The organism is Stappia stellulata DSM 5886 (assembly GCF_000423705.1).
GTDB lineage: Bacteria > Pseudomonadota > Alphaproteobacteria > Rhizobiales > Stappiaceae > Stappia > Stappia stellulata.
Window position 1 is genome coordinate 203921 of the sequence record NZ_KE384082.1, and the last position, 24378, is coordinate 228298.

The following is a 24378-nucleotide window of genomic DNA, read 5'->3' on the forward strand; positions in this document are numbered from 1 at the left end:
GCGCTCCTTCGCGAGAAGCCCCGCCGCTAGCCGCGCGGGCGGCCCCACAGCAGGCTGATGCAAAGCAGCACGCCGCCGAGACCAGCCAGTCCGGCCATGGCGAAAAACGCCGGCGCCGCGCCCGACGCATAGAGCACACCGGCAAGCGCGGTCGCGACCGCGCTCATCACCCCGACGACGGTCGACGCGACGCCCTGTGCCGTGCCGGCCCATTGCGGCGGTGCCATGCGCGCGACATAGGCAACCCCGCCCAGATGCGTCGCTCCGAACGTCAGCCCGTGCAACAACTGCATCGCAATGATGGCAAGAGGATCGAGCGCCAGCGGAAAGACGAGCCAGCGCACCACGGCCGCCGCCGCCCCGAGCGCCAAAAGCCCGCCGCTTCCGATCCATGCCCCGATGCGGCCCGCCATCGAAAACAGCAGGATTTCGGTCAGAACGCCGAGCCCCCACAACAAACCGACCTCGGTCCCGCCCAGCCCGGCCCGCGACCAGTAGAGCGCCGAAAACGCGTAATAGGCCGCGTGGCTTGCCTGAACCAGGCCGACGGCCGCGATGACGATCAGGAAGGCTGGCGCGTAAAGGGCATCCGCGCCGCGCGCTGCGCCGGCGGTGGGCTCCTGCTCCCGTGCCGGTTCGTCGCGCAGCCGCCGCACCGGAAGATACCAGCCAATCACCGCGGAAACCGCAAGGCCAGCGAGGATGCCGCCGAGCACCACCGACGATGTCCAGCCCGCGACCAGAAGGCCCCCGGCGAGATTGGCGACGACAAAGGCGATCGAGCCCCAAAGGCGCATTCGGCCGTAGTCGCCGTCGCCCTGCCGCTGGACGCGGGCAGCCAGCGCATCGCTGATCGGCACCAGCGGCCCCCAGGCAAGCGACGTGGCGGCAAGCAGGATCGCGGTCGGCCAGAACCCTTGCGTCCAGAACAATCCGCCGAAGCCGGCGCAGGCGACCGCAGACAGCATCGCGATTGCCTGTCCGGGCCGCAGATACCGGTCCGTCAGGGCGCTGACAAGCGGGTTCGCCACCAGCCGAATCAGCAGCGGCAAGGCCAAAAGAGAGCCGATTTCCGCCGCTCCGAGGCCGGCCTCGGCGAGCACGAGCGGAAAGAACGGCAAAAACAGGCCAAGGCCGAAGAAGTAGGCGGCAAAAAGGGCTGCCACCCGGAATCGCAGGGGCATGGCGCCGGTCCGAATTGCGCGGGAGACGGTCTTCTATACCGATTTTAAGGATTTGGCGATTATGCATGGAAGATCACGGCAGTCGCCCCGACCGACAGAAAAACACGACGCGGATCACGATCATGGCTGAAAACGGCACGCCCAGCGCGATGATGGAGAGCGACTACGACGCGATCCTGACGGCCCTGACGGAGACGGACCGCGGTCGCTGGTTTCTCGACGAATACATGCGTCGCCATCAAAAGCCCGACACGCAGGTCGTTCTCGACGCAATCGGCCGGCTGGAGAAGGCGATGGTGCGCGACCGCACGGTGCCCGATCTCAACCGCATCCGCCTCGACATCGCGGACATGCAGGAAGCGATCGAACGCACCAAGCGCGAGATCGCCAACATCAAGCACGAGGCGGAAGACGGCAACCGCTTCATCGAAGCCTCCAACGAGCTCGACGCCATCGTCACCAAGACGGAAAGCGCGACCCAGGAAATCCTCGCCGCCGCCGAAGCGATCCAGGAACACGCCTGGACGCTGCGCGAATCCGGCGCGGACGAAGCGGCTTGCGACGACATCGACGCGCGCGCGACCGAAATCTTCATGGCCTGCTCGTTCCAGGACCTGACCGGGCAGCGCACCCAGAAGATCGTCCAGGTGTTGCAATATCTGGAATCGCGGATCAACCTGATGATCTCCATCTGGGGCATCGAGGACGTCCAGAGCGAAGGTCACCAGCTTGTCGAGGACAGCCGCCCTGACGCCCACCTGCTCAACGGGCCGCAGCTCGAGGGACGTGGCGTCAACCAGAACGACGTCGATGAAATGTTCGGCCCCGGATCCTCGGATGTCGAGGACCATGACGACAACGCCATGAACGCGCAGGAACAGGCCGACGCGGCCTTCGCCGGCGCGACCGCCGAGGCACATGAGATCGACGCCCTGTTCGCCGCCGACGGTGACAATGGCACCGATGAAGATGACGGCGATGTTTCCTGGAACACCGACGCCGAAAACGCGCCCGAAGAAGAAGCCGACGTTTTCGCGAAAGCCGATGGCGGCGTTCAGACACCGGACGACGCGGCACCGACGGAGCTTGCAGGCCTGGACGGGGTATCCGAGGACGATCTCGGCGCGGCCGATGTGTTCGAACGCCCCTCCGGTTCCGCCGGAGGCGATGCGGCCCCCTCCGAAGAGGCCGTCATCCCGACACCCCTGCTCGACGACATCGTGATGGTCGACGCCGACGAGGAGCGGAAATGGGCCGAGGATGCAGCCGGCGATACGTCCGCCGATCCGCTCGAGGAGCTTTCTCCCGGCGAACGCCAGTCGCTGTTCAGCTAGGACGCGGTTCCAGTTCCGCAGTTTCATTGAAGATACCGCGCGTCGGCCTTTTGCCGGGCGACAGAGACGCCCACTTTCTGTTCGGAAGGGCGCCCTCGCTTCATCGGCAACTGCGGAAAGGGAAAAATCCGCTGCGACACTCTCTCATTTTTTATGAGCATTTTTACGATATTCGGGTAAGTACTTTGAATCGCTGACGACGAAAGCTGGACTTTTGGATCGTCGGCCGCTTTTCGGGAGGGAACGGTTCAAGCATGTTCAGGGAGCGTCTTGAGGAACTGGCGAGGATCAGGGAACCGTCTGCACGGTCGGAACTGGTCCGCCTGTTGAGCGCCCAGTATGCCGACAAACTCGAACGCGACCCAAGCGACACCGAACGTTTTCTCTTCTCCAGTCTCGTGCTGGATGTCTTCGATCAGCTCGACCATTCCGTGCGTCTCGATATCGTGGTGCGTCTTGCGCGCACCGACCGCATCACCTCGGCACTGGCCGATCGGCTGGCAACCGAAGCTTTCGACCTGAGCGAGGCGATTCTCGAGCATTCCCCGGTGATCAGCGACGCAAAGCTGGTCGACGTCGTGCGCAACCGCTCCGACCGGCACCGCCTTGCCATCGCCCGCCGCGAGAACGTGCCGGCGAAAATCGTCGACGCGCTGATCGCGCGCGGAGCCTTCCCGGTCGTCAACGCACTCCTGCAAAACGACGGCGCGCAATTTGCGGTCCGCGCGATGCTCGCGTTGCTGATCCTGTCGAACGGCGACCAGCGCCTGCTCGGCGCCATGGCCCAGCGTTGCATCAGCGACGAGGGATTTCGCGAAGACCTGAAACTGGTCGGCGAGACGGATTGTCCGCTGATGCCGGCAGAGCTGGAAAAGGCGCTCGACGACCCGGACGCGCTGGACCGCATCGCCGAGCGTGCCGTGCTCGACGATCCCGATGCGGGTCTCGAGATCGAGGGCGAACATTTTTCCAGGCACGAAGTCCGCATCCAGATCGCCTCCGGCGAGCTGAGCTTCGAAAACATCCTGCTGACGCTGCTGGAGCGTGAGGACATGACCGCGATCATCTGGCTTGTGTCGCGCCACCTCAACCTGCGCGACAGCACCGTGCGCGACACCTTCGCGTCACAGGCCGACGGCGCGGTCGCGATGCTGATGAAGGAAACCGGCATCGGCCACAAGACCTACGGCCGGTTTTTGAAAATGCGCTGCGCGTGGCTCGGGGTGGGAACCGCGAGCGTCGCGCATGAGGTCTATACCTTCCGCACGATGCGCCATCAGGGCACCCCGCGCGCCTTCAACTGAGCGAACGGCGCCTCAGTCGAGCGCCAGCGCCCGCGCCAGAATCTCGGGATCGATATTGCCGCCCGAGAGCGTCAACGCGACCGTGCGCCCCTTCACCGGCAGCTTGCCGGTGAGAACGGCAGCAAGACACACCGCGCCGCCCGGCTCCACCACAAGCTTCAGCTCGCGAAAGGCGAAGGCGACCGCCGCCAGCGCCTCGTCATCGCTCACCACCAGGCCGCGCGTCGCGCGCCGGCTGACGATGGCGAAGGAGCGCTCGCCGGGCGTCGGCGTCAGGATGGCATCGCAGACCGACCCGCCCTCAGTCGCGTTGGTCATCCGCGCGCCGGCAACGAGCGAGCGTCCGTAGTCGTCGAAACCGGCCGGCTCGACCGGAAGCAGTTCGCAATCCGGGGCCATGGCTTCCAGCGCCAGGGCAATGCCGGCGGTGAGCCCGCCGCCACCGGCGCAGGTGAGCATCGCATCGGGCGAAAGCCCGAGCGCGGCCGCCTGCTCGACGGCTTCCAGACCCGCCGTCCCCTGCCCCGCGATGACGCCGGGATCATTGTAGGGATGCACCATCGTCGCGCCGGTTTCCGCGCAAAGTGCCAGGGCGATCGCTTCGCGGTCTTCCACACCGCGCTTGTAGGTCACGACCCTCGCCCCCGAACGCCGCGTGCGGCCGAGTTTCGCCTCGGGCGCATCCTCCGGCATCACGATGGTGGCGGGCATGCCCAGAATCCGGGCCGCTTCCGCCACCCCTTGCGCATGATTTCCCGACGAACAGGCAACGACGCCGGGGCCGCGTTCCGCTTCGGGAATCTGGCTCAGCCGGTTGAAGGCGCCGCGAAACTTGAAGGATCCGGTGCGTTGGAGATTTTCAGCCTTGAGCAGAATGCGCCCGCCGGTGAGTTCATCGAGATAGGGAGAGTTCAACAGCGGCGTGACCACCGCCTCGCCGGCGATACGCGCGCGCGCGGCACGTACATCCTCAAAATCCGGCAACGTCGTCGTCATCGCGTCCATCTCGCCCTCTCCCTGCAGTGTCGAGACAGCGGTACACGATTGCACCCGGGCTTTGAAGCCGGATTGAAGAGACCGGCAGACGAAATCGTCACGCCGCGCCGCGCAGGTCCTCGTTCGTTTTGGCCGCGTTGCAATTGTCGATGAACTGCCGCGTGCTGCGCTCCCAGGTATAGCCGAGCGCCATTTCGCGGCAACGGTCGCGCGGGATGGCGAGCGCGGCAAGAGCGGCCTTTTCCAGATCGTCGTCAAGCACGCCGACGTCGGTTCCCCCGACGATATCGAGCGGCCCCATCACCGGATAGGCGGCGACCGGCACGCCGCAGGCAAGCGCCTCCAGCAGCACGTTGCCGAAGGTGTCGGTCAGGCTCGGGAACACAACCACGTCGGCACTGGCATAGTGGCGCGAGAGCGCCTCCCCGGTTTGCGACCCGGTGAAGACCACCTGCGGATAGCGCGCGCGCAACTCGGCCAGTTGCGGACCGTCGCCGACGACGACCCTGGTGCCGGGAAGGTTGAGATCGAGAAAGGCGGAAATGTTCTTCTCCACCGCAACCCGGCCGACATACATGAAGACCGGCCCCTTGACCCCGGCGGGCAGGACGGAGCCCTTGAAGGGGCGGAACAGCTCGTGGTCGACCCCGCGCGACCAGCGCATCAGGTTGCGAAACCCGCGCCCGCGCAAATCGTCCTCAAGCGTCTTCGTCGCGACCATGCAGCCGCGTCCCGCATTGTGAAAGCGGCGCAGCCACGCATAGGACCAGGACAACGGGACAGGCGCGCGAGCCGACAGATATTCGGGAAAACGGGTGTGATAGCTCGTGGTGAAGACGGAGCCGTCCTTTTGCGCCACATGCGCCGCCAGCAGGCCGAGCGGACCTTCCGTCGCAATATGAAGGTGCTCGCAGTCGAGATCGGCGATGCGGCGGCGCAACGCGCCGGCCGTCGTCAGCGTCAAACGGATTTCGCCATAGGTCGGGCAAGGCACGGTGAAGAAATCGGCCGGCGACAACACCTCAACGCGCACGCCGATCCGGCGCAGCTCAACCGCCGTGCGGTCGATGGAGCGCACCACGCCGTTGATCTGCGGATGCCAGGCGTCGCTGACGACGAGGAGCGACCTCATGCGGCCACCGGGGTGCGGACGGGAACGTCTGCATCGACGATGCTCGACCCGGGCCGGCTCCAGTCGATTACCTCGAAGGTGCCGTCGTGGTGCTCGACGATCGCCGTGCAGCTTTCCACCCAGTCGCCGGTGTTGATGTAGTGGGTGCCGAAAGTGTGGTGATCGGCGGCATGATGGATGTGTCCGCAGATCACGCCGTCAACGCCCTGACGCGCCGCTTCGCTGGCAAGCGTTTCCTCGAACTTGCCGATGAAACTCACCGCGTTCTTCACCTTGAGCTTGGCCCAGGCCGACAGCGACCAGTATGTCAGCCCCAGCCGTCGGCGCACGACGTTCAGCCCGGTGTTCAGGTTGAGCGCTGTGACATAGGCCCAGTCGCCGAGGAAGGCGAGCCACTTGGCATGCCGGACCACGACATCGAACTTGTCGCCGTGGATCACCAGATAGCGCCGGCCGTCGGCGGTTTCATGCAAGGCCTCGTCCATCACCTCGATGCCGCCGAAGTGTGTGCCGAGAAAATCGCGCAGGAACTCGTCGTGGTTGCCGGGCGTATAGACGATGCGCGCGCCCTTGCGGCCCTTGCGCATCAGCTTCTGAACGACATCGTTGTGGGTCTGCGGCCAGTACCACATCCGTTTGAGACGCCACCCGTCGACGATGTCGCCAACAAGATAGAACGTCTCCGCATCGTGATGGCGAAGAAAATCGAGAAGCATCTCCGCCTGACACCCGCGCGTGCCAAGATGGACATCGGAGAGAAAGATCGCCCGGAAATGCTGCGGGGCCGGTTTGACGGACATGTCGCGCTCCTGACAAGATTACAAGAGGCTTTTTGCGCGATTCCGGTCTCAGAAATATGACAATCGCCACACGGATGGTTTCACGCGTCCGGCAAACACACCGTCCGCCGACGACGGACGAAGACACGTGCGAAAGCAGCTTGGCGCGCGGTCAATCGCGCTGCATGGAATAAGGATAGGGGAATGGATCTGGGAATTTCGGGCCGCAAGGCCATCGTCTGCGCCTCAAGCCGGGGGCTGGGACGCGGCTGCGCCGAAGCGCTGGCGGAAGCCGGCTGCGAGGTAATCGTCAACGGCCTCGACGCCGACCGCCTTGCGCGTACGGCCGATGAAATCGCGCAACGCACCGGCGCAACGGTCACGCCGGTCGCGGCCAATGTCTCGACCCGCGAGGGCCAGGAGACACTGCTCGCCGCCTGCCCGGCCCCCGACATCCTCATCAACAACAACGGCGGACCGCCGCGGCGCGACTACCACGAACTCGACCGCGACGCGATGATCGACGGCGTGATCCAGAACATGATCTCGCCCATCGAAATGATCCAAAAGGTCGCCGACGGCATGGCGGATCGCGGCTTCGGGCGGATCGTCAACATCACCTCGATCACCGTGCGCATGCCGCTCGCCGGCCTCGATCTGTCGAGCGGCGCGCGCGCCGGCCTCACCGCCTTTCTCGCCGGCGTCGGGCGCACTTACGCCAGCCGCAACGTGACGGTGAACAACCTGCTTCCCGGCAAGATGGACACCGACCGGCTGCGGGGCGGCATCGAGGCTGCCGCCAAGGCGTCCGGGCGCTCGGTGGAGGACATACGTGCCGCACAGGCGGGCGAAATTCCGGCGGGTCGTTTCGGCACGGCAGAGGAATTCGGCCAGATCTGCGCGTTCTACTGTTCCGCCCACGCCGCCTATGTGACGGGGCAGAACGTGCTCATCGACGGCGGGCTCTATCCGGCCGCCTTCTGAGACCTCCCAAGAAAAAAGCCGGCGGGTCACCCCGCCGGCCTCGTCTGTCACCTTGTCGCCATGGCTGGTCAGTAGCCGCGCGCATTCGCCGCCGGCATGTCGTGGGACCCGCCCCAGCGATAGCGCATCGACGCGGAAACGATGTTCACATTGGCATCGACCGTCGAGGAATACGTGCCGAATGCAGGGTTGTAATCCTGGTGAGTACCGGAGATGTCGACCTTGGTGTTGGCCGTATGAATATAGGTGTACCCAAGGTCGACCGCGAGGTTGTCGAACACCTGATAGGAAGCACCGGCCGACAGCCACAGCCGGTCGTTGTCCGGCAGGCGGGTCGACCGGATCGCGTCGTCAATCGGCGACAGTTCGTAACCAACGCCTGCGCGCAGCGTCAGCTGCTCGTTGAAATCATATTCGCCGCCAAGCGCGAAGTACCAGCCGTCGTCATAGTTGAACTGCAGCGTCTCCGCGACCGCGCCATTCGCCTGCAGGGTGACCCGCGGGGACCTCAAACGGCTCCAGTTGGTCCATTCCACGGTACCGAAGACCCGAAAGGCATCGGTCACGCGCTGTTTGACCGACAGGTTCACCATGTCGGGCGTGCTCAGCCGCGCATTGATCGCGGCGATACCCGTCGGCGCCGCAAGCTGACCGTCCAACTCGTGAAAAACGCTGGAGCGATAGCCCAGACCAATTTCTGTGCCCTCCATCGGCTTCAGGGTCAGACCGGCCGTGATACCGAAGCCGATGTCGTCGCCTTCCAGAGCGGCTGTCGGGAAGCCAGGGACATTCGGAACAGCCTGCTTCAGGGCCACCGCGAAGTGCTGGATCTGAAGGCCGAGCGCGACGGAGACCATGTCGTTGATCTCATAGGCGAGCGTCGGCGTTACGTTGATCGACTGTGCCTTCGAGGACCGCGAATAGAACTGCCCCGCCCAATTGTCCGCCGGCTTGGTTGCAAGACCGAAGGGCGCATTGATCGACACGCCGAGAACCGCGCGGTCATTCAACCGGTAGGCCGCATAGCTTGCGGGAATGAAAGCGTCGTTCGCAATGTCGCCGGACGGCACGGAACTGTCCGGCAAGACGATTGCAAAAGGCGGAAGCGGCACCCCCGATGAGGTGAAGGTGCCGTTCATCTCCGCCGTCGGCATGATCACCGTATTGTGCGCCTCGACCGTCCAGCCTGCGCCGGCGCCGGTCAGCGTCGCCGGATTCCAGAACATCGACGAAATCGACGGCCCGGTTGTGCCGTAGCCCGCAAAGGACATCCCCTGATAGTATGAGCTTTGCTCGCGAAGTGCAAAGCCACCGGCAACTGCCTGCTGGACTGTAACGACCGCCCCCAAGGCCGTGAGAGAAAGTAACGAAGCCCTGACCTTTTTCCCCATACCGCGTCTCGATCCTCCAAATACATTCTAGCAGTCGCATCTCCCGGCGACCGATTACGTATTGGTAAGGTTATCGAGCGGACAGCGTCGGGCAACCGCGATTTTTGACAGGACCACCCCTGTATTGCAGCGCACAAAACACCGTTTCTCGGCCATTCCCCAACGACACCTTTTGGCAGATTAGGGTCCGCGCGCGCGAGAACGCGGCATTTCATGTCAGTTTTTTGAAGCTGGAAAACCCGCGTGTGCGTTTGCACAATTTTTAATCAAATCCGATATCGCCGTCGGAAAATCCGGATTGTTTGTGCGGTGTTGCAGGAAAGGCACGCAATCCTGCAGCTTTGAGGATCAATGCGCGTCCCGGGACGCCAAGGCAGTCCGCGATCGCCGGAATCGCGGACCGGTCGGTCCAACGGCAGGCCGGGAGGCAATCAGGGGCAGCGGAGCGACGAGGCCGTCACTCCGCTGCCTGCGACAGAGCCGGCGCGGGGTCCGTTTCGCGCTCTGTCGTGTCACGGGAACCGGAGGCGGTCGCGTCTTGCGCGCCGGCACTCCCGGATGCCTCCGCCTCGCTCTTGTCGAGACGGCGGCGGAACCACAGCGCATAGAGCGCCGGCAGAAACACAAGGGTGAGAACCGTCGCCACCGTCAATCCGCCGATCATCGCGATCGCCATCGGTCCCCAGAAGATGTTTGTGGTCAGCGGAACGAATGCCAGCACGGCGGCCAGCGCCGTCAGGATGACCGGGCGCGACCGGCGCACGGTCGATTCCACGATGGCCGTGCGCATCGTCGCTCCCGCCGCCAGGTCGTGCTCGATCTGGTCGGCGAGGATCAGCGTGTTGCGCATCACCATGCCGCCCAGCGCGATCACGCCGAGGATCGCGACGAAGCCGAAGGGCGCGTCCGCGATCAAGAGGGCCGCCACCGCGCCGACAAGCCCCAGCGGGAACGTGAGAAAAACGATCACCATCTTCGAAAACGACTGCATCTGCAGCATGATCAAGACGGCCATTGCCAGCAGCATCACTGGAAACACCTTGGCAAGTGCCGCATTCGCCTTGGCGGATTCCTCCGCCGCTCCGCCCGCGTCGATCCGATAACCGGGCGCAAGTCCCGCCTCGATCTCGCGCATCTGCGGCAGGAGCGCTGCCGTCACGTCCGGCGCCTGCACGCCGGGCACGATGTCGGCGCGCACAGTCAGCACGGTTTCGCGGTTGCGCCGCCACAGGATCGGCTCTTCGGAGACATATTCGATACGGGCCACCTGCGACACGGGGACAGCACGCCCGTCGCGCACGTTCAAGACGAGATCGCCGATGGCGCCGAGCGCGGCGCGCTCCGCCTCCGACGCACGCACCACAACCCCGACCCCATGCCGGCCGTCACGCAGGCTGGTGACCTGGACGCCGGACAGAAGCGTTTGAAGCGACTGCGCGATCTCGCGCGTCGACAGGCCGAGCGCGCGGGCACGCTCCTGGTCGACCTCCAGCTTCACGGTCTTGACCTTCTCGCCCCACTGCAGCTCGGTATTGCGCGTGTCCGGGTTTGCACGCATCGCATTGCGCACTTTCGCCGCAATCGCGCGCACCTCCTCGCGGTCCTGGCCGACGACGCGAAACTGGACCGGAAAACCGACCGGCGGCCCGAGTTCGAGCTTGTTGGCTCGCCCGCGCACGGAACTTTCCGAGGCCTCGAAGCGCGCCGTCAGCTGTTGCACCAGGCGTGTTGTGTGCTCTCCGCCCTTCGACTGGATGAGGATCAGCGCATAGCTCGGGTTGGGAAGGGCCGGATTGTAGGCCAGGAAGAAGCGCGGCGCGCCGGCGCCGATATAGGTGGTGAAATAGTCGACGTCGGGGCTCTTTGCGAGAAGCGTCTCGAGCTCGCGCGTCGCACGTTCTGTCGCCGCGAAGGACGCGCCCTCCGGCCCCTTTAGCTCCACCAGAACCTCCGGGCGCGAGGAATTCGGGAAGAACTGCTTCTTGACGAAGCCCATGCCGTAGCCGGCGGTTGCCAGCAGCGCGAAGGTAATCAGCACGACGGGCACCCGAAACCGCACGGCCGCAGAGATCATCCGGCGCAAACGGTTGTACCCGCGCGTCTGGTAGATCGCGTCCTCGTCGGCGTTGCCGCGCGCCGCCGCATGTCGCTCCAGCGAGCGCGGCAAGAGCTTGAGCCCGAGATAGGGCGTGAAGATCACCGCGACGAACCAGGAAATGATCAAGGCCGCCGTCACCACCCAGAAAATACCGCCGGCATATTCGCCGGCTGCCGACTGCGCGAACCCGACCGGCAGGAACCCGGCCGCCGTGACCAGCGTTCCCGTGAGCATCGGAAAGGCGGTCGATTCCCACGCGAAGGTCGCAGCCCGGAACCGGTCCCAGCCCTGTTCGATTTTCACCACCATCATCTCGATGGCGATGATCGCATCGTCGACCAGAAGCCCCAGCGACAGGATCAGCGCACCCAGCGAAATGCGCTCCAGGTCGATCCCCATCATCAGCATGACGACAAAGGTTCCAGCGAGCGTCAGCGGCACCGACAGGGCAACGATCACGCCGGTGCGAAACCCCAGCGACAGGAAGGAGACGATCAGGACGATGGAAATCGCCGCGACGAACTTCAACAGAAACTGTCCGATTGCCCCTTCCACGACCTCGGGCTGGTTCGAGACCTGATGCAATTGCGCGCCGACGGGCAGGCGCGAGCGGATTTCCCCCGCCTTTTCCGCCAGGCGTTCGCCGAGCTCCAGGACGTTGCCGCCGTCGGACATGGCAATGCCGAGCATGATCGCGTCCGTACCATTGTAGCGGGCGAGATAGCTTTGCGGATCGGCGATACCGCGGCGCACGGTGGCAATGTCGCCGAGCCGGAACGTTTCCCCGCCCGCCTTCACCGGCACTGCGGCCACCGCACGGACGCCGCCGAGGCTGCCGCTGACGCGCACCTGAACGGTCTCGCTCGGCGTATCGACGGAGCCCGAGGGCGCCACGGCATTCTGGGCAGAAAGCGCATCGAAGATCGCGGACGCCGGAATCCCCAGCGTCGCAAGCTTGGCGTAGGAAATCTCGACGAAGATCTTCTGGTCCTGTTCGCCGAAGAGCTGGACCTTCTCCACCCCCGGAACCGACAGGAAGCCCTGGCGCGCCATTTCGGCAAGATCGGAAATTTCGGACCAGTTGGCATCGGGCGCAGTCAGCGCATGAACCTGCACGTAGACGTCGGAATATTCGTCGTTGAAGAAGGGGCCGCGCACGTCAGGCGGCAGATCGCGGCGCATGTCGCCAACCTTCTTGCGCGCCTGATACCACAGGCCTTCCACATCCTTGGGCGGCGTGGTGTCTTCGAGAACGATCTGCGTCGCCATGAAGCCGGGGCGCGTGTAGGTCTCCAGCCGCCCCAGATGGGGAAGGGTTTGAAGCCGCGTCTCGATCCGGTCGGCGACCTGCTCCTGCATCTCGACCGCGCTTGCGCCGGGCCAGGCGGCCGTGACCACCATCACCTTCACGGTGAAGGCCGGATCCTCGTTGCGTCCGAGATTGCCATAAGCCCAGATGCCGGCGGCGGCCGTCACCAGAATGAAGAAAAGCACAAGCGTCTGATGCCGAAGCGCCAGGGCGGAGAGATTGAAGCGGCTCATTTCCGCGCTCCCACCAGCACCGGATCGGAGGGTGCACGCTCCACCACCCGCACCGCCATCTCCGCGTCAAGCCGGTGCGCGCCCATGCTCACGACATGACTGTCCTGTGCAAGCTCACCTTCGACGATGGCGCGCGCGGCGTCGATCCGCAAAACGCTGACAGGGACGGCCGTGACGCGGCTGTCGCCCGGGGCGGCACGCCACACGAAGGCGTCCTCGCCGCGATACCAGACGGCGGAGAGCGGCACGGCGACGCCTTTCGCCTCGCCCGCCAGGTCGAGGCGAACGGTCGCGGTCATGCCAAGCCTTGCCAGCCCCTGCGGATCCTCAAGCGCGAAGCGTGCCGTGAAGCTGCGCGCGGCCTGGTCTGCCTGCGGCGACAGCTCGCGCAGCCGCGCGGGGAACGTCTTGCCGGGCAGTGCCCAGAGCGTGACGCTCGCCTCGGCCCGCGAGACCGTCGCGACATGCGCTTCGGGAATGGCGACCTCGGCCTCGCGGCCAAGCGACGCCGCGACCCTGACGACAGGCTGCCCGAGCGCGACAACCTCGCCCGGTTCGGCAAGAACGGCGGTCACGACACCGTCGACATCGGCGCGGAGGACGGTGTAGGCACGCTGATTTTCCGCAAGCCGGCGGCGTTCGCCGGCTGCCTTGAGCGCCTCGGCCGCGGCATCGGCGGCGGCCTGCGCGCCATCAAGGGCCGCCTGGCTGACGTGCCCCTTTTTCTTCAGCGTCTCGATACGGGCCAGGACATCGGCCGTGCGTTCCGCCTCGGCCCGCGCGGCGCGCTCCTGTGCCTGCTCCGCATTGCGGGTGGCGTCGAAATCGGTGGGGTCGAGACGCGCGATCACATCGCCGGCCGCAATCCGGTCGCCGATGTCGACATGGCGGTTCGAAAGCTTGCCGCCCACCCTGAAGGCGACCGGCGCATCGCTGCGCGCGCGGATGGTGCCCGAATAGGACAGGCCGCTGCCACTTGCCGCCTCGACCGGCTCGACCCAGACGGTGCGCGGCGACACGGTCTCGGACGGAGCGCCGGAATCCGGCTGGCATGCGGCGGCAAGGAGCCCGAAACCGACCGCTGAGATCACCGCGCGAACACCGGCACGGGCAAAGGCAAAGCGGGGAACAGGGGGACTTCGATGCATCAAGCAGCTCCTGAGACCTTCCGGGCGGTGACGCGACCGGCATCGCCGACACGACGCGACGTCAAGAGATAGGTTCAGAAAATGATGATTGTCAACAATCGTCAGAGAATATATATCAGTCATCAGCCATTGACGCGTCACACACTCCCTCCCATTGTGGATGGATCGTTGGTGCGACAGGCGCGTGGCCTGCGGTCGGACCGTGACGCATCGACGCAGGCTCGGGGCCGGCGGATGTGCCTCCGGCCGAAACAATTGCGGCCGCGCGGCGTGCCCTTTGGATTTATGCCGGTTTTCCATGGCAGAAGGATCAGGACCTACGCACATGAGCGACACGCTGGACACGACCAGATCCGACCGCTTGCAGGCGGCGACCCGTGACGGCACCGCGAGCAGCGCGGCGCACGAGACGCGCCAGCGCATCGTCGAGACCGCGAGCAAGCTGTTTCACGTCTACGGCTATCAGAAGACGACGGTCGCCGACATCGCCCGCGAACTCGGCATGTCGCCCGCCAACGTCTATCGCTTTTTCGCCTCCAAGGCCGAGTTGACGAAAGCCGTGACCGGACTGGTGACGGCCGACCTGCGCTCCGTGATGGTCACGGACCCCGGACAGAAAGCGCAGACCTGTTGCGAGCGGCTGCGCGAGATGGTCCGCCGGCACTTTCACCACATGCGCGAGCGCTACGCCGACAACCGGAAGATCCACGATCTTCTGGAGGCGGCGATGGAGGAAGCCTGGGACGAAATCGAGACCCACAAGGCGCAGATGCGAAGTGCCTTCGCGGAAGTGATCCGCGACGGGATCTCAAAGGGCGAATTTGCCGAACAGGATGTCGAAACCTCGGCGATGCTGTTTCAGCATTCGCTGATCATGTTCTTCCATCCGGCGCTGGTCGCGCAGACCTGCCGCTGCTTTGCGGAAGGCCAGCAGGATCATCTGTTCGAGCCGATGGTGGACTTCGCCCTCGCCGCCCTGCGCGATGGTCGGTTCCGCGCGCTGCCCGCGGAACTCAAGCAGACCGTCTGACCGGTGACGCGCTCACGCGCGTCGCCCGGCAACGGCCCGCGTCAGACCGCCACGTCAGGCCTCACGCCCTTCCAGAAACAGCCGGGTGGAGGCGGAACTCCAGGGCGCCAGCCTTTGCAGCGTTTGCGAATAGCTCTGGTAAATCTCGCGATCAAGGCCGCCGGCGTCGGCGAAACTCGCCACCACCTGCATGCTGGTTTCGCGCAGTGCGGAGAGAATCTCCGGCGAATAGGCCCGCACCTCCACCCCGTCCTCGGTCTGCAGTGCGTGGAACGCCTCGGCATTGCGCCAGTCGCTGCCGGCCATCGACTGAAGCGTCTCGGCACGACAGGCGGCAATCACGACGGCCTTTAGATCGTCGGCCAGCCCGTCGAAGGCGACCGAATTGACAAGCACCTCATTGGCACCGTTGGGATCGTGGAACCCTGGCGCATAATAGAGTTTCGTCGCACTGGAGAACCCGAGCGCGCGATCGCTCGCCGGACCGAGGAATTCCGCGGCATCGATCAGCCCGCTGGCCAGCGCCTGAACGAGTTCCGCCGGCGGCAAGGAGACCGGCGTCGCGCCCAGCCGGCGCATGATCTCGCCACCCAGTCCCGGCATCCGGATCTTCAGGCCGTTGAGGTCATCGAGCGTCTCGACCGGCCGCGTGAACCAGCCGCCCATCTGGGCGCCGGTGTTTCCAGCCAGAAAGGGCCGCACGCCGTAGGGAGCGTAAAGCTTGTCCCACAGCGCCTGGCCGCCGGCCTGCTCGAGCCAGGTCACGTGCTCGTGCGGCAGTAAGCCGAAGGGCACGGCGGTGAAGAACACCGCGGCCGGCATCTTCGCCTGCCAATAGGCGGAGGCGGCATGCCCCATTTGCGCCGTTCCGGCCGAGACCGTGTCGAAGATGCCCGGCGCGGCCACCAGTTCACCGTCCGGAAACAGCCGCACGCGCATGCGTCCACCGCTCAGAAGCGCAATGGCATCGCAGATACGCTGTGCCGACCGGCCCGGCCCTTCCAGGTCCGCAGGCCAGGCGGTGGCCATTTTCCATTCGATGGTTGTTTGCGCCAGGGCCGGCGCGGCAAGTCCGCTTGCCGCCGCAGCGCCGGCAAGCCCGAGAGCCGCCCGGCGCGATATCCCGCCGCTTCGGTCCGACCCCGATGCGGGGACCGCCGACGGCGTGTCGCTGCGCCGGCGTTGTCGCGGTCCGCCGTCGCCGATTTGGCGCCGAGGCGGTTTCGCCCCCTGGGTGCTCATCGATCCTGTTCCGTCGCCTTGCGTTGCGTCACCCTGCATCCTGCTTTGCGGCGTGCCGATTGCGAAAAACAGCGTGACCACGCCGCTTTCTTGGCAGGTTCGGGCATGGGCCGCAACTTCGCAAGGCCCGCTTCATTAAAATTTACCCATGTTTACCGGGGATATGACCGGGCGTGCGCACGTATGCCTGCGGCGACGCGCAAGGCCCCTTGCTCCGCTTGAGCGCATCCGCTTCACTGTCGGACGATTCTCGCGCCGCCGGCGCCGGCCCTGCCTGGGAGACGTCCATGATACCCTTCTTCGTGATGATCAAATGCCATCTGGGAAAAGCCTATCAGGTGGCCAACGCCATCGCCGATGCCGAAATCGCCTCGGAGATCTATTCGACCGCCGGGGACTACGACCTGATGGTGAAATTCTATGTCGATGACAATGCCGACATCGGCCATTTCGTGAACGAGAAGGTCCATCCCTTCGACGGCATCCAGGACACCAAGACGATCATCACCTTCAAGGCGTTCTGACAAGGCCGGCCTCCGGCACCTGTCACCCCCTGGCCCGTCACACCTTGGAGGGCGTGACCGTCTGGCGTTCCTTCGACCGGTCGAGCCCGAGCTGGCGTTCGCGGAAGATGACGAAAACGCCTGCGCCGATCACGATGATCGCCCCGGCGATCACCTCCAGCGTCGGCACTTCCGAAAAGACCAGCCACCCGACGATCACGGTCCAGATCATGGTCGTGTAGTCGAAGGGCGCGATCGTCGAGGCATCGGCGAAGCGGTAACTCGTGGTCAGCAGGATCTGGCCGATTCCGCCGAACAGGCCGATGGAGACGAGCATCAGCGCATCCTCGCCCGTCGGCATCTTCCAGCCGAAGGGCGCGCTTGCAAGCGACAGGACCGCCATCACGCCGGTGAACCAGATCACGATGGTCGACGTGCGCTCCGTGTTGGTCAGCCGACGCACGGTGATCATCGCCAGCGCCATCGCCACCGCAGCCGCAAAGGCCAGCATCGCGCCCTCGGTGGTGCCTTGTGTCGGTGCCGTGGCCCCCAGGTGCGGCGACAGGATGATCAGAATGCCCAGGAAGCCGATCACCACCGCCGTCCAGCGATAGAACCGGACCTTCTCGCGCAGGATAACCGCCGCGAGCGCGACCGTGATCAGCGGCGCGGAAAAGCTGATCGCCGTCGCGTCGGGCAACGGCAGACGGGCGAGAGCGGCAAACCACATTGCCATGGCCGAGCCGCCGATCAACGCCCGACCGATATGCCCCAGCGGGCGGCGCGTCCTGAACACCGACGGCCCCTCCCCCTGCCACCACACCATGACCAGCACCGGGATCAGGCCGAAAAAGCTTCGGGCGAAGATGACCTGCCCCACCGGATAGCGCGCTTCCAGAAGCTTCACCAGGGCGACCATGCCGGTGAAGAGGAGCGTAGCCCCGACCTTCAACGCGATACCAAGTCTGGGATTGTGCGAATTGAGGTCGGCGGCGGGGGACGAAGACATGCGGGGAATTCCAACTCAAATACAATCGCGCGGGCCATGACGGGACCAGCGGCGGGCAAGGATACGACTAAAGGCTACCCTTTTTATTTATGGTATCAATAGGGTTCGGTCTCGATCCGTCTCGGCAGTCCACCCCTGCGCGTTGCGCATGGCCTGGAACGCGACGGACGGCGCAGGTGGTTGCGTCGTCCGTTTGCGACGCGGGCCGTCCTGCGGGCCCGCAATCGCGATCAGCTGCGCGCAGCGGCAATCGCCTCCCAGACGCGTGACGGCGTTGCCGGCATTTCGATCTGCGCGACACCCGCGCCACGGCGCAATGCATCGTTCACCGCGTTCATCACCGCCGGGCAGGCGCCGATGGTGCCGGCCTCGCCCGCGCCCTTGATGCCGAGCGCGTTGGTCGTGGACGGAACGTTGCGGGTCTCGAAGCGGATATGGGGAATATCTCCGGCGCGCGGCATCTGGTAGTCGAGGAAAGAGGCGCTGATCAGCTGGCCGTCCGCGTCATAGACGGTGTGCTCCATCAACGCCTGGCCGATGGCCTGCACCACGCCGCCGTGCACCTGGCCGGCGAGCAGCAGCGGGTTCACGGTCACGCCGAAGTCGTCGACGATGACATAGTCGAGAAGCGTCGTCTCGCCCGTGTCCGGGTCGATCTCCACCTCGCAGACATGCGTGCCGTTCGGATAGGTCGCCTCCGCCTGTTTCACCGCCTCACGGGCGGCAAGCGGCTCACCCGCACCGGCAGCAACCTCGGCAAGCGTCACGGCACGATCGGTGCCGACGACGCGCACCGAGCCATCCGTCAGCTCCAGATCTTCCACACCGACCTCCAGCTTGTCGGCCGCCAGGTCCTTGACCCTTTTCACCAGCGTCTTCGACGCCTCGAGAACGGACGGCAGGCCGATCGGGATCGAGCGCGACCCGCCGGTGCCCCCGCCCTTTCGCACACGGTCGGTGTCGCCCTGGATCGTCGTGATCTTGTCGAGATCGACGCCGAACTGCTCGGCGATGATCTGCCCGTAGGCGGTCGCATGGCCCTGCCCGTTCGACTGGGTGCCGATCAGAAGCGTCAGCGATCCGTCGAGCCCGAGCTCGACCGTCGCTTCCTCCGAACCGGCGAAGGCGCAGGCCTCGACATAAGTCGCCATGCCGATGCCGCGATATCTGCCGGCATCGCGGGAGGCTTGCGCGCGCGCCTCGAAGCCGTCCCAGTCGGCTGCGGCAAGCGCCGTGTCCATATGGGCGGCGAACTCGCCGGTGTCATACATGCGGCCCGTCGGCGTGGTGTAGGGCAGGGCCTCGGTTGCAATGAAGTTGCGACGGCGGATCTCGGCTGGCGAAAGGTCCATTTCGGCGGCCGCCTTGTCGACCAGCCGCTCCAGCAGATAGGCGGCTTCCGGCCGTCCCGCGCCACGATAGGCATCCGTTGCGGTCGTATGGGTGTAAACGCCCTTCAGCTCGGCATGCATCGCCGGGATATCGTAGAGACCGGTCGACATCGTCAGCCCGAGATAGGGAATGAACGGCCCGTACTGGTGCAGATAGGCGCCCATCGCCGCGATCAGGTCGACCTTGAGCGCCAGGAATCGCCCGTCGGCATCCATCGCCACTTCAGCGACGGCCAGATTGTCGCGACCATGCGCATCGGCGACGAAATGCTCGGTGCGCTCGCACACCCATTTCACCGGCTTGCCGAGCCGCTTCGCCGCGACAAGGGCCAGCGGGTATTCCGGATAGACGAAATTCTTGGTGCCGAAGCCGCCGCCGACATCCGGCGTGATCACGCGCAGATCCTTGGCGTCGATGCCCAGAATGTCGCCGGCGATGACGTCGCGCATGCCATGGCCGCCCTGGGTGCCGGCGGTCAGCGTATAGCGCCCGCTGCCTGCATCGAATTCGCCGATGCAGCTGCGCGGCTCCATGTAGTTGCACACCAGCCGGTTGTTGACGATCTCGATCCGCGTGACGTGATGCGCCGTGTCGAAGGCCGCCCGCGTCGCCTCGGCATCGCCCATCTCGGCGGTATAGGCGAGATTGCTGCCGCGATCGGGCCACACCAGCGGTGCGTCGGGCGACAGCGCATCGGCGGTGTCGACCACCGCGTCGAGCGGGTCGTAGTCGATCTCGATCAGTTCGGCCGCCGACTTGGCGTTGTTCAGCGTGTCGGCCACGATGAAGACAACGGGTTCGCCGACATGGCGCACGGTGTCGACCACAAGCACCGGGCGCGGCGGCACGACCGGCGCACTGCCGTCCGGCTGCTTGACCGAGGCCTTGGTGGGCATCATGCCGAGGTCGGGAACATCGGCGGCGGTCAGCACCATCGCGACGCCCTCGGCGTTGCGAGCGTCTTCCAGGTCGCCGACCTTGATACGGGCATGCGCCATCGACGAGCGCAGCACATAGGCCCGCAACGCCCCGTCCGGATGGATGTCGTCGGTGTAGCGTCCGTGGCCGGTGATGAGCGCCGTGTCTTCCTTGCGCCGCACGGGCGCACCCATGCCGAATTTTCCGGGAGCCATCTCATTCATGTCGCCATCTCATTCATTATGGAAGCCTCGTTGCGATGATCGTGAGCCTGCGCTTGTCGCGACATGACGCTCCAGCCGAAAGGGTCAAGGGCGACGGTGCGTTTGCATCAGCGCTGCGGTCTTGGATGAAGGGCGGGCGGGCGCGGGTCCCAAACGCCGGATGCAGGAAGGAGCCGGCACAAGCCCAGGCACGCCCGTTGCCGAGCCGGATCCGTTGCCCCGACCTTAGCGGCATTCCGGGCCTGCCGCCAAGACCCGATGGCGATTGCCCGCTGCGCCCGGCCCGGCATCCGACCGCGGCGCACAACATGCAAGCCCTTCCTCTTTGCCGCACGATGGGTCTATGCTGAGGGTCTTCCCCTCAGGTTGACCACTGCACGTCGACCAAACCCCCGGTTTCGTCCTCATGGCCTCCAACCCGCAGCGTCCCGGCCTTGCCGACCGCTATCGTTCCGCCGACGCCAGGCTTTCCAGCCTGCCGGGAAACCTGCGCGGCACATTGTGGATGCTGGTGGCGGGCCTCTTCTTCACGGTCATGGTCACGCTGATCAAGATCCTCGGCGAACGGCTTCATGTCGCCGAAATCATCCTGATCCGGCAAATCGTGATGGCGGCCATCGTCGCGCCGACGATCATTTCCGGTCTTCCCGGATCGCTTTCGACACGACATCCGGGCCTGCACGTCTTGCGCATCCTGTGCGCCTCGACCGCAATGCTCGCGGGCTTTACCGCGATCATTCACCTGCCGCTCGCGGATGCAACCGCCATTGCGTTTTCCAAGACCTTCTTCATCACCATCTTCGCCATCTTTTTCCTGGGCGAGACCGTCGGACGGCATCGTTGGACGGCGACGGCGGTCGGTTTCGTCGGCGTGATGATCATTCTGCGCCCCGGCGGCGACACGGGGATCGATCTCTATGCCGGACTTGCGGTGCTCAGCGCCGCCGGCGCCGCCGTCGTGATGATCGTGATCCGCAAGTTGTCGCAGCACGAGCGCCCGGTCACGATACTGACCTACCAGGCCGTTTTCGTCGGGCTGATCATGCTCCCGATCGCGCTCTACAACTGGACCGCGCCAACGCTCTGGGAACTGGGGCTTCTCGTGATCGTCGGGATGGTCTCCTGGGCGGGACAGATGTGCAACATCCGCGCCTTCCGCGCCGGTGAGGCTTCGGCACTCGCCGCCCTCGACTACGTGCGCCTGCTCTATGCCACGGTGATCGGCTTCCTGGTGTTCGGCGATCTGCCCGCTTTGGCGACCTACGCGGGCGCGGCCCTCATCATCGCCGGCTCGCTCTACACGGTCTGGCGCGAAGCCCAGCTCGGTCGCCGGATCGCAACCCGGGACGGCGTGCGCGCCGATCCGCCGTAACCCCTGGCGGAGCCGGTCCGCCGTAACCCCTGGCGGAGCCGATCCGCCGTAACCCCTGGCGGAGCCGGTCCGGCACAAGCCCGACGTCCGATTGTCAGCCGCCGTTGAACAGAGGCGTCCAGATGCCCTCGATCCGGTACCCGCCAAGCGTCTTCGCCATGTCCGCAAACGCCGGCGTGCGCGTGAACGCCTGCAGCGCCTGCAGCGGCGGCTCGAACCAGTCGCGGCGGCCGACGATCAGATCGAAGCGCTCCTGACAGACCGGAATGAAATCGAGCTTGAACTGGCGCGCCGATGCCTCCAGCCCGAAGGCCACATCCGCGCTGCCATCGAGCACCGCAAGGGCCGCCTCGCGTTCGTCGCGCGCCATCGGTCCGCTCACGCCGGCTCCCAGCCCCTCCTCCGCCAGAAGCCGGTCCAGCAGAAGCCGGCTTCCCGCATGCGGTTGGCGCTGCACCACCTTGAGACGTGTCACATCGGCAAGCCGGGATACGGACGCGGGATTTCCAGAAGGGACGATGAAACCGCGGCTGCGCCATGCCCATTGCAGCAGCGCGACGGGCTGAAACCTCAGCCGGCGAGCCACCGCTTCGGTGTTCCAGCCCTCATCCTGAACCACATGCAGGCCGGCGCCGACACCTTCGCCCTGCTCGAAACGCTCCAGTCCGTCCATGCTCCCGTCGAAAAAGGCGGCCAGACCCGAACCCGATTCGCGCAGGCTCCATTCCAGCAACGGGTCGTGGCTCCCCAAAACCACCGGCGGGCGCGGGGCATGGGGCGACGGTGCCTCGCTGGCATTGTCGATCCAGGCCAGCACCACCTCGCGGGGAAACAGCAGCTTTCCCGTTGCGCGGCTGTGCGGGATCTCGCCGGCTGCCGCCAGATCGTAGATCTTGCGTTCCTTGACCCTGAGAAGGTCGGCCATTTCACGGGTGGTCAGATAGGTCGGCAGTTCGCCCGTCATGTGGCCGGTCATCCTGAATTGCATAGACTTGAGACGCGCGACAATGCCAAGCATCCGCCCCCGCCGCAAGCTGGAGGAGCCGACCCGCCATCCGAGCCAACGCGGGCGTACAAGCCTTGTTACCGCGGATCCTGGAAGGCGGCCGCATCGGCTCGACGCGCCTCTTCTTCCTCGACGAGTTCCTTTTTCGACAATTTGCCGACCATCGTCTTCGGCAGACTGTCGCGGAACTCGATCTCCTGCGGACGCTCGATCGCCGACAGGTGGCCCTTCAGGAAGGTCTTCAGGTCGTCCTCGGCAAGCGCCTCGCCCTCGCGCAGTTTCACGAAGGCCTTGGGCGCCTGGCCACGATACGCGTCGGGGATGGCGATGACGATGACCTCTTCCACCGCGGGGTGCTGGTAAATCGCCTCCTCGATCACGCGCGGATAGACGTTGTAGCCCGAGCACAGGATCAGGTCCTTGATCCGGTCGACCAGATAGATGAAGCCATCCTTGTCGCGGTAGCCGACGTCGCCGGTATGGAGCACCCCGCCTTCCAGCGCCCGCGCGGTTTCTTCCGGACGATTGTAGTAGCCTGCCATGACCTGCGGACCCGAGACGACCAGCTCGCCCTTCTCGCCCTCCGGCGCATCCCGGGTCAGATCATCCAGATCCCGGAATCCGATGGTCGTGCCCGGCGCGGCAAGGCCGATCGATCCGGAGCGCCGGTTCTCGTTGAGCGGATTGGCAGTGACCAGCGGCGAGGCCTCCGTCAGGCCGTAGCCCTCCACCAGAATACAGCCGGTGCGGCCCTCGAACTCCTCCTTCACCTCGACCGGCAAGGGAGCGCCGCCGGAAATGCAGAGCTTGATCGACGTCAGGTCGTAGCCGCGCGCCACCGGAGAGCTGTTGATCGCGGTGTAGATCGTCGGAACGCCCGGAAACAGGGTGATTTTTTTCCGCTTGATCGTGTCGAGCAGCATCTTCAGTTCGAAACGCGGCAGGAGCACCATTTCCGCGCCGATGGAAACGGGAAGGTTCTGCGCCACGGTCATGGCGAAGACATGGAAGAACGGAAGCACGCACAGCTTCTTCTCCTCGCCCGGACGGGCGTCCGCAAACAACGTGCGCAATTGCTCCAGATTGGCAGACAGATTGGCGTGGGTCAGCATTGCTCCCTTGGGAACGCCGGTGGTGCCGCCCGTGTACTGAAAGACAGCGATATCGGTCACCGGGTCGATTTCGACCGGTGTCGGCGTCTTCCCGTCGCGCGCGATCTCCGCGTATCTTGGATGGGCCGCATCGCGGGGAATGTCGGCGCGCTCCTTGCGCTTGAACAGCGAGAACAGCAGCTTCTTCGGCTGCGGCAGGATGTCGGCCATCGGGCAGACGATGATCGTGTCAAGCGAGCCTTCCCGGCGCACCGCCTCGACCTTGTCGTAGATCACCTTGAGATCGAGCGTGACCATGACGCGCACGCCCGCGTCACGCGCCTGGAACGACAGTTCACGCTCCACATAGAGCGGATTGAAGTTGACGATAATGCCGCCGATCCTGAGGACGGCAAAGTAGAAGACCGTATAGTAGGGCGTGTTGGGAAGGCACAGGCCCACCTTGTCGCCCTTGCCGATCCCCATGTCCTGAAGTCCGGCCGCCGTGCGCGCGACCATGGCGCCGATCTCGGAGTAGCTCCAGCCCTTGCCCAAGAAATCCATCGCCGGCCGGGCGCCGAAATCGCGCACCGTGGCGTCGAGGTAGGCGTGAAGCGGCTTTGGATGAAAATCGGCAAGCCAGTTCTGCGCGTCGGTCACGGATGCTCCTCCCCTGAATGCTTTTTACAAGCGCGGCAC

Annotated in this window: 18 protein-coding genes; 6 read left to right on the forward strand and 12 right to left on the reverse strand. The window is 65.2% G+C overall.

Going from position 1 to position 24378, the window contains the following annotated elements:
• Nucleotides 1–26 precede the first annotated feature (26 nt).
• Nucleotides 27–1184 (reverse strand): MFS transporter, encoded by a 1158-nt coding sequence (locus G572_RS23790; RefSeq protein WP_051242351.1) that lies wholly within the window; start codon nt 1182–1184, stop codon nt 27–29.
• A 122-nt stretch (nt 1185–1306) separates the two neighbouring features.
• On the opposite strand from G572_RS23790, the gene G572_RS0113280 reads away from it, so the two are divergent.
• Together G572_RS0113280 and G572_RS23795 are read left to right on the forward strand one after the other, a co-directional pair.
• Nucleotides 1307–2518 (forward strand): protein phosphatase CheZ, encoded by a 1212-nt coding sequence (locus tag G572_RS0113280; RefSeq protein ID WP_029058898.1) that lies wholly within the window; start codon nt 1307–1309, stop codon nt 2516–2518.
• A 254-nt stretch (nt 2519–2772) separates the two neighbouring features.
• Nucleotides 2773–3822 carry a DUF2336 domain-containing protein gene (locus G572_RS23795; RefSeq protein ID WP_051242354.1) on the forward strand — a complete coding sequence of 350 codons (1050 nt, stop codon included), beginning with the start codon at nt 2773–2775 and terminating at the stop codon, nt 3820–3822.
• A 12-nt stretch (nt 3823–3834) separates the two neighbouring features.
• On the opposite strand, the gene G572_RS0113290 is transcribed toward G572_RS23795, so the two are convergent.
• The 3 genes from G572_RS0113290 to G572_RS0113300 form a co-directional block, all read right to left on the reverse strand.
• Nucleotides 3835–4827: a threonine ammonia-lyase gene (locus G572_RS0113290; RefSeq protein ID WP_425423436.1), complete on the reverse strand. Its 993-nt coding sequence runs from the start codon at nt 4825–4827 to the stop codon at nt 3835–3837.
• A gap of 88 nt (nt 4828–4915) precedes the next feature.
• On the reverse strand, nt 4916–5950 hold the full coding sequence (locus tag G572_RS0113295) for a glycosyltransferase family 4 protein (protein WP_029058900.1): 1035 nt from the start codon (nt 5948–5950) through the stop codon (nt 4916–4918).
• Complete coding sequence (locus G572_RS0113300; protein ID WP_029058901.1) at nt 5947–6750, reverse strand: UDP-2,3-diacylglucosamine diphosphatase; 804 nt, start codon at nt 6748–6750, stop codon at nt 5947–5949. The genes G572_RS0113295 and G572_RS0113300 overlap by 4 nt, the downstream gene beginning before the upstream one ends.
• 183 nt (nt 6751–6933) lie before the next feature.
• On the opposite strand from G572_RS0113300, the gene G572_RS0113305 reads away from it, so the two are divergent.
• Nucleotides 6934–7713: an SDR family oxidoreductase gene (locus G572_RS0113305; RefSeq protein WP_029058902.1), complete on the forward strand. Its 780-nt coding sequence runs from the start codon at nt 6934–6936 to the stop codon at nt 7711–7713.
• A 68-nt stretch (nt 7714–7781) separates the two neighbouring features.
• Here the strand turns inward: G572_RS0113305 and G572_RS23800 are convergent, their stop codons facing one another.
• From G572_RS23800 to G572_RS23805, 3 genes are all read right to left on the reverse strand, one after another.
• Nucleotides 7782–9104, reverse strand: a complete 1323-nt coding sequence (locus tag G572_RS23800; RefSeq protein WP_051242355.1) for an OmpP1/FadL family transporter — start codon at nt 9102–9104, stop codon at nt 7782–7784.
• Nucleotides 9105–9561: 457 nt separating this feature from the next.
• Nucleotides 9562–12744, reverse strand: a complete 3183-nt coding sequence (locus G572_RS0113315; protein ID WP_029058903.1) for an efflux RND transporter permease subunit — start codon at nt 12742–12744, stop codon at nt 9562–9564.
• Nucleotides 12741–13892, reverse strand: coding sequence for an efflux RND transporter periplasmic adaptor subunit (locus G572_RS23805; protein ID WP_169391317.1), 1152 nt, complete (start codon nt 13890–13892; stop codon nt 12741–12743). The genes G572_RS0113315 and G572_RS23805 overlap by 4 nt, the downstream gene beginning before the upstream one ends.
• 325 nt (nt 13893–14217) lie before the next feature.
• Between G572_RS23805 and G572_RS23810 the strand changes: the two genes are divergently transcribed.
• A complete protein-coding gene (locus G572_RS23810; RefSeq protein ID WP_051242358.1) occupies nt 14218–14922 on the forward strand; it encodes a TetR/AcrR family transcriptional regulator in 705 nt (234 codons plus the stop codon).
• Nucleotides 14923–14976: 54 nt separating this feature from the next.
• Here the strand turns inward: G572_RS23810 and G572_RS0113330 are convergent, their stop codons facing one another.
• Complete coding sequence (locus G572_RS0113330; RefSeq protein WP_084650255.1) at nt 14977–16164, reverse strand: TRAP transporter substrate-binding protein; 1188 nt, start codon at nt 16162–16164, stop codon at nt 14977–14979.
• A gap of 287 nt (nt 16165–16451) precedes the next feature.
• Here G572_RS0113330 and G572_RS0113335 point away from each other — a divergent pair, with 287 nt between their 5' ends.
• The gene (locus tag G572_RS0113335) at nt 16452–16688 is read left to right on the forward strand and encodes an Lrp/AsnC ligand binding domain-containing protein (RefSeq protein WP_029058905.1); all 237 of its coding nucleotides are present in this window, start codon (nt 16452–16454) and stop codon (nt 16686–16688) included.
• Between the two features lie 37 nt (nt 16689–16725).
• On the opposite strand, the gene G572_RS0113340 is transcribed toward G572_RS0113335, so the two are convergent.
• Together G572_RS0113340 and G572_RS0113345 are read right to left on the reverse strand one after the other, a co-directional pair.
• Nucleotides 16726–17676 (reverse strand): DMT family transporter, encoded by a 951-nt coding sequence (locus G572_RS0113340; RefSeq protein ID WP_051242361.1) that lies wholly within the window; start codon nt 17674–17676, stop codon nt 16726–16728.
• Between the two features lie 230 nt (nt 17677–17906).
• Complete coding sequence (locus G572_RS0113345) at nt 17907–20210, reverse strand: xanthine dehydrogenase family protein molybdopterin-binding subunit (RefSeq protein ID WP_029058907.1); 2304 nt, start codon at nt 20208–20210, stop codon at nt 17907–17909.
• Between the two features lie 406 nt (nt 20211–20616).
• Here G572_RS0113345 and G572_RS23815 point away from each other — a divergent pair, with 406 nt between their 5' ends.
• Nucleotides 20617–21582, forward strand: a complete 966-nt coding sequence (locus G572_RS23815) for a DMT family transporter (protein ID WP_037546847.1) — start codon at nt 20617–20619, stop codon at nt 21580–21582.
• A gap of 94 nt (nt 21583–21676) precedes the next feature.
• On the opposite strand, the gene G572_RS0113355 is transcribed toward G572_RS23815, so the two are convergent.
• Entirely contained in the window at nt 21677–22546 is an 870-nt protein-coding gene (locus tag G572_RS0113355) for a helix-turn-helix transcriptional regulator (protein ID WP_029058908.1), read from the reverse strand.
• A gap of 119 nt (nt 22547–22665) precedes the next feature.
• Nucleotides 22666–24339, reverse strand: a complete 1674-nt coding sequence (locus G572_RS0113360) for a long-chain-fatty-acid--CoA ligase (RefSeq protein ID WP_029058909.1) — start codon at nt 24337–24339, stop codon at nt 22666–22668.
• Between the last annotated feature and the right edge of the window lie 39 nt (nt 24340–24378).

Bases quoted from the DNA above. Each gene is read 5' to 3' on its own strand.
- G572_RS23790 (WP_051242351.1), bottom strand. From the start codon at position 1,184: ATGCCCCTGCGATTCCGGGTGGCAGCCCTTTTTGCCGCCTACTTCTTC.
- G572_RS0113280 (WP_029058898.1), top strand. From the start codon at position 1,307: ATGGCTGAAAACGGCACGCCCAGCGCGATGATGGAGAGCGACTACGAC.
- G572_RS23795 (WP_051242354.1), top strand. From the start codon at position 2,773: ATGTTCAGGGAGCGTCTTGAGGAACTGGCGAGGATCAGGGAACCGTCT.
- G572_RS0113290 (WP_425423436.1), bottom strand. From the start codon at position 4,827: ATGGACGCGATGACGACGACGTTGCCGGATTTTGAGGATGTACGTGCC.
- G572_RS0113295 (WP_029058900.1), bottom strand. From the start codon at position 5,950: ATGAGGTCGCTCCTCGTCGTCAGCGACGCCTGGCATCCGCAGATCAAC.
- G572_RS0113300 (WP_029058901.1), bottom strand. From the start codon at position 6,750: ATGTCCGTCAAACCGGCCCCGCAGCATTTCCGGGCGATCTTTCTCTCC.
- G572_RS0113305 (WP_029058902.1), top strand. From the start codon at position 6,934: ATGGATCTGGGAATTTCGGGCCGCAAGGCCATCGTCTGCGCCTCAAGC.
- G572_RS23800 (WP_051242355.1), bottom strand. From the start codon at position 9,104: ATGGGGAAAAAGGTCAGGGCTTCGTTACTTTCTCTCACGGCCTTGGGG.
- G572_RS0113315 (WP_029058903.1), bottom strand. From the start codon at position 12,744: ATGAGCCGCTTCAATCTCTCCGCCCTGGCGCTTCGGCATCAGACGCTT.
- G572_RS23805 (WP_169391317.1), bottom strand. From the start codon at position 13,892: ATGCATCGAAGTCCCCCTGTTCCCCGCTTTGCCTTTGCCCGTGCCGGT.
- G572_RS23810 (WP_051242358.1), top strand. From the start codon at position 14,218: ATGAGCGACACGCTGGACACGACCAGATCCGACCGCTTGCAGGCGGCG.
- G572_RS0113330 (WP_084650255.1), bottom strand. From the start codon at position 16,164: ATGAGCACCCAGGGGGCGAAACCGCCTCGGCGCCAAATCGGCGACGGC.
- G572_RS0113335 (WP_029058905.1), top strand. From the start codon at position 16,452: ATGATACCCTTCTTCGTGATGATCAAATGCCATCTGGGAAAAGCCTAT.
- G572_RS0113340 (WP_051242361.1), bottom strand. From the start codon at position 17,676: ATGTCTTCGTCCCCCGCCGCCGACCTCAATTCGCACAATCCCAGACTT.
- G572_RS0113345 (WP_029058907.1), bottom strand. From the start codon at position 20,210: ATGAATGAGATGGCTCCCGGAAAATTCGGCATGGGTGCGCCCGTGCGG.
- G572_RS23815 (WP_037546847.1), top strand. From the start codon at position 20,617: ATGGCCTCCAACCCGCAGCGTCCCGGCCTTGCCGACCGCTATCGTTCC.
- G572_RS0113355 (WP_029058908.1), bottom strand. From the start codon at position 22,546: ATGACGGGCGAACTGCCGACCTATCTGACCACCCGTGAAATGGCCGAC.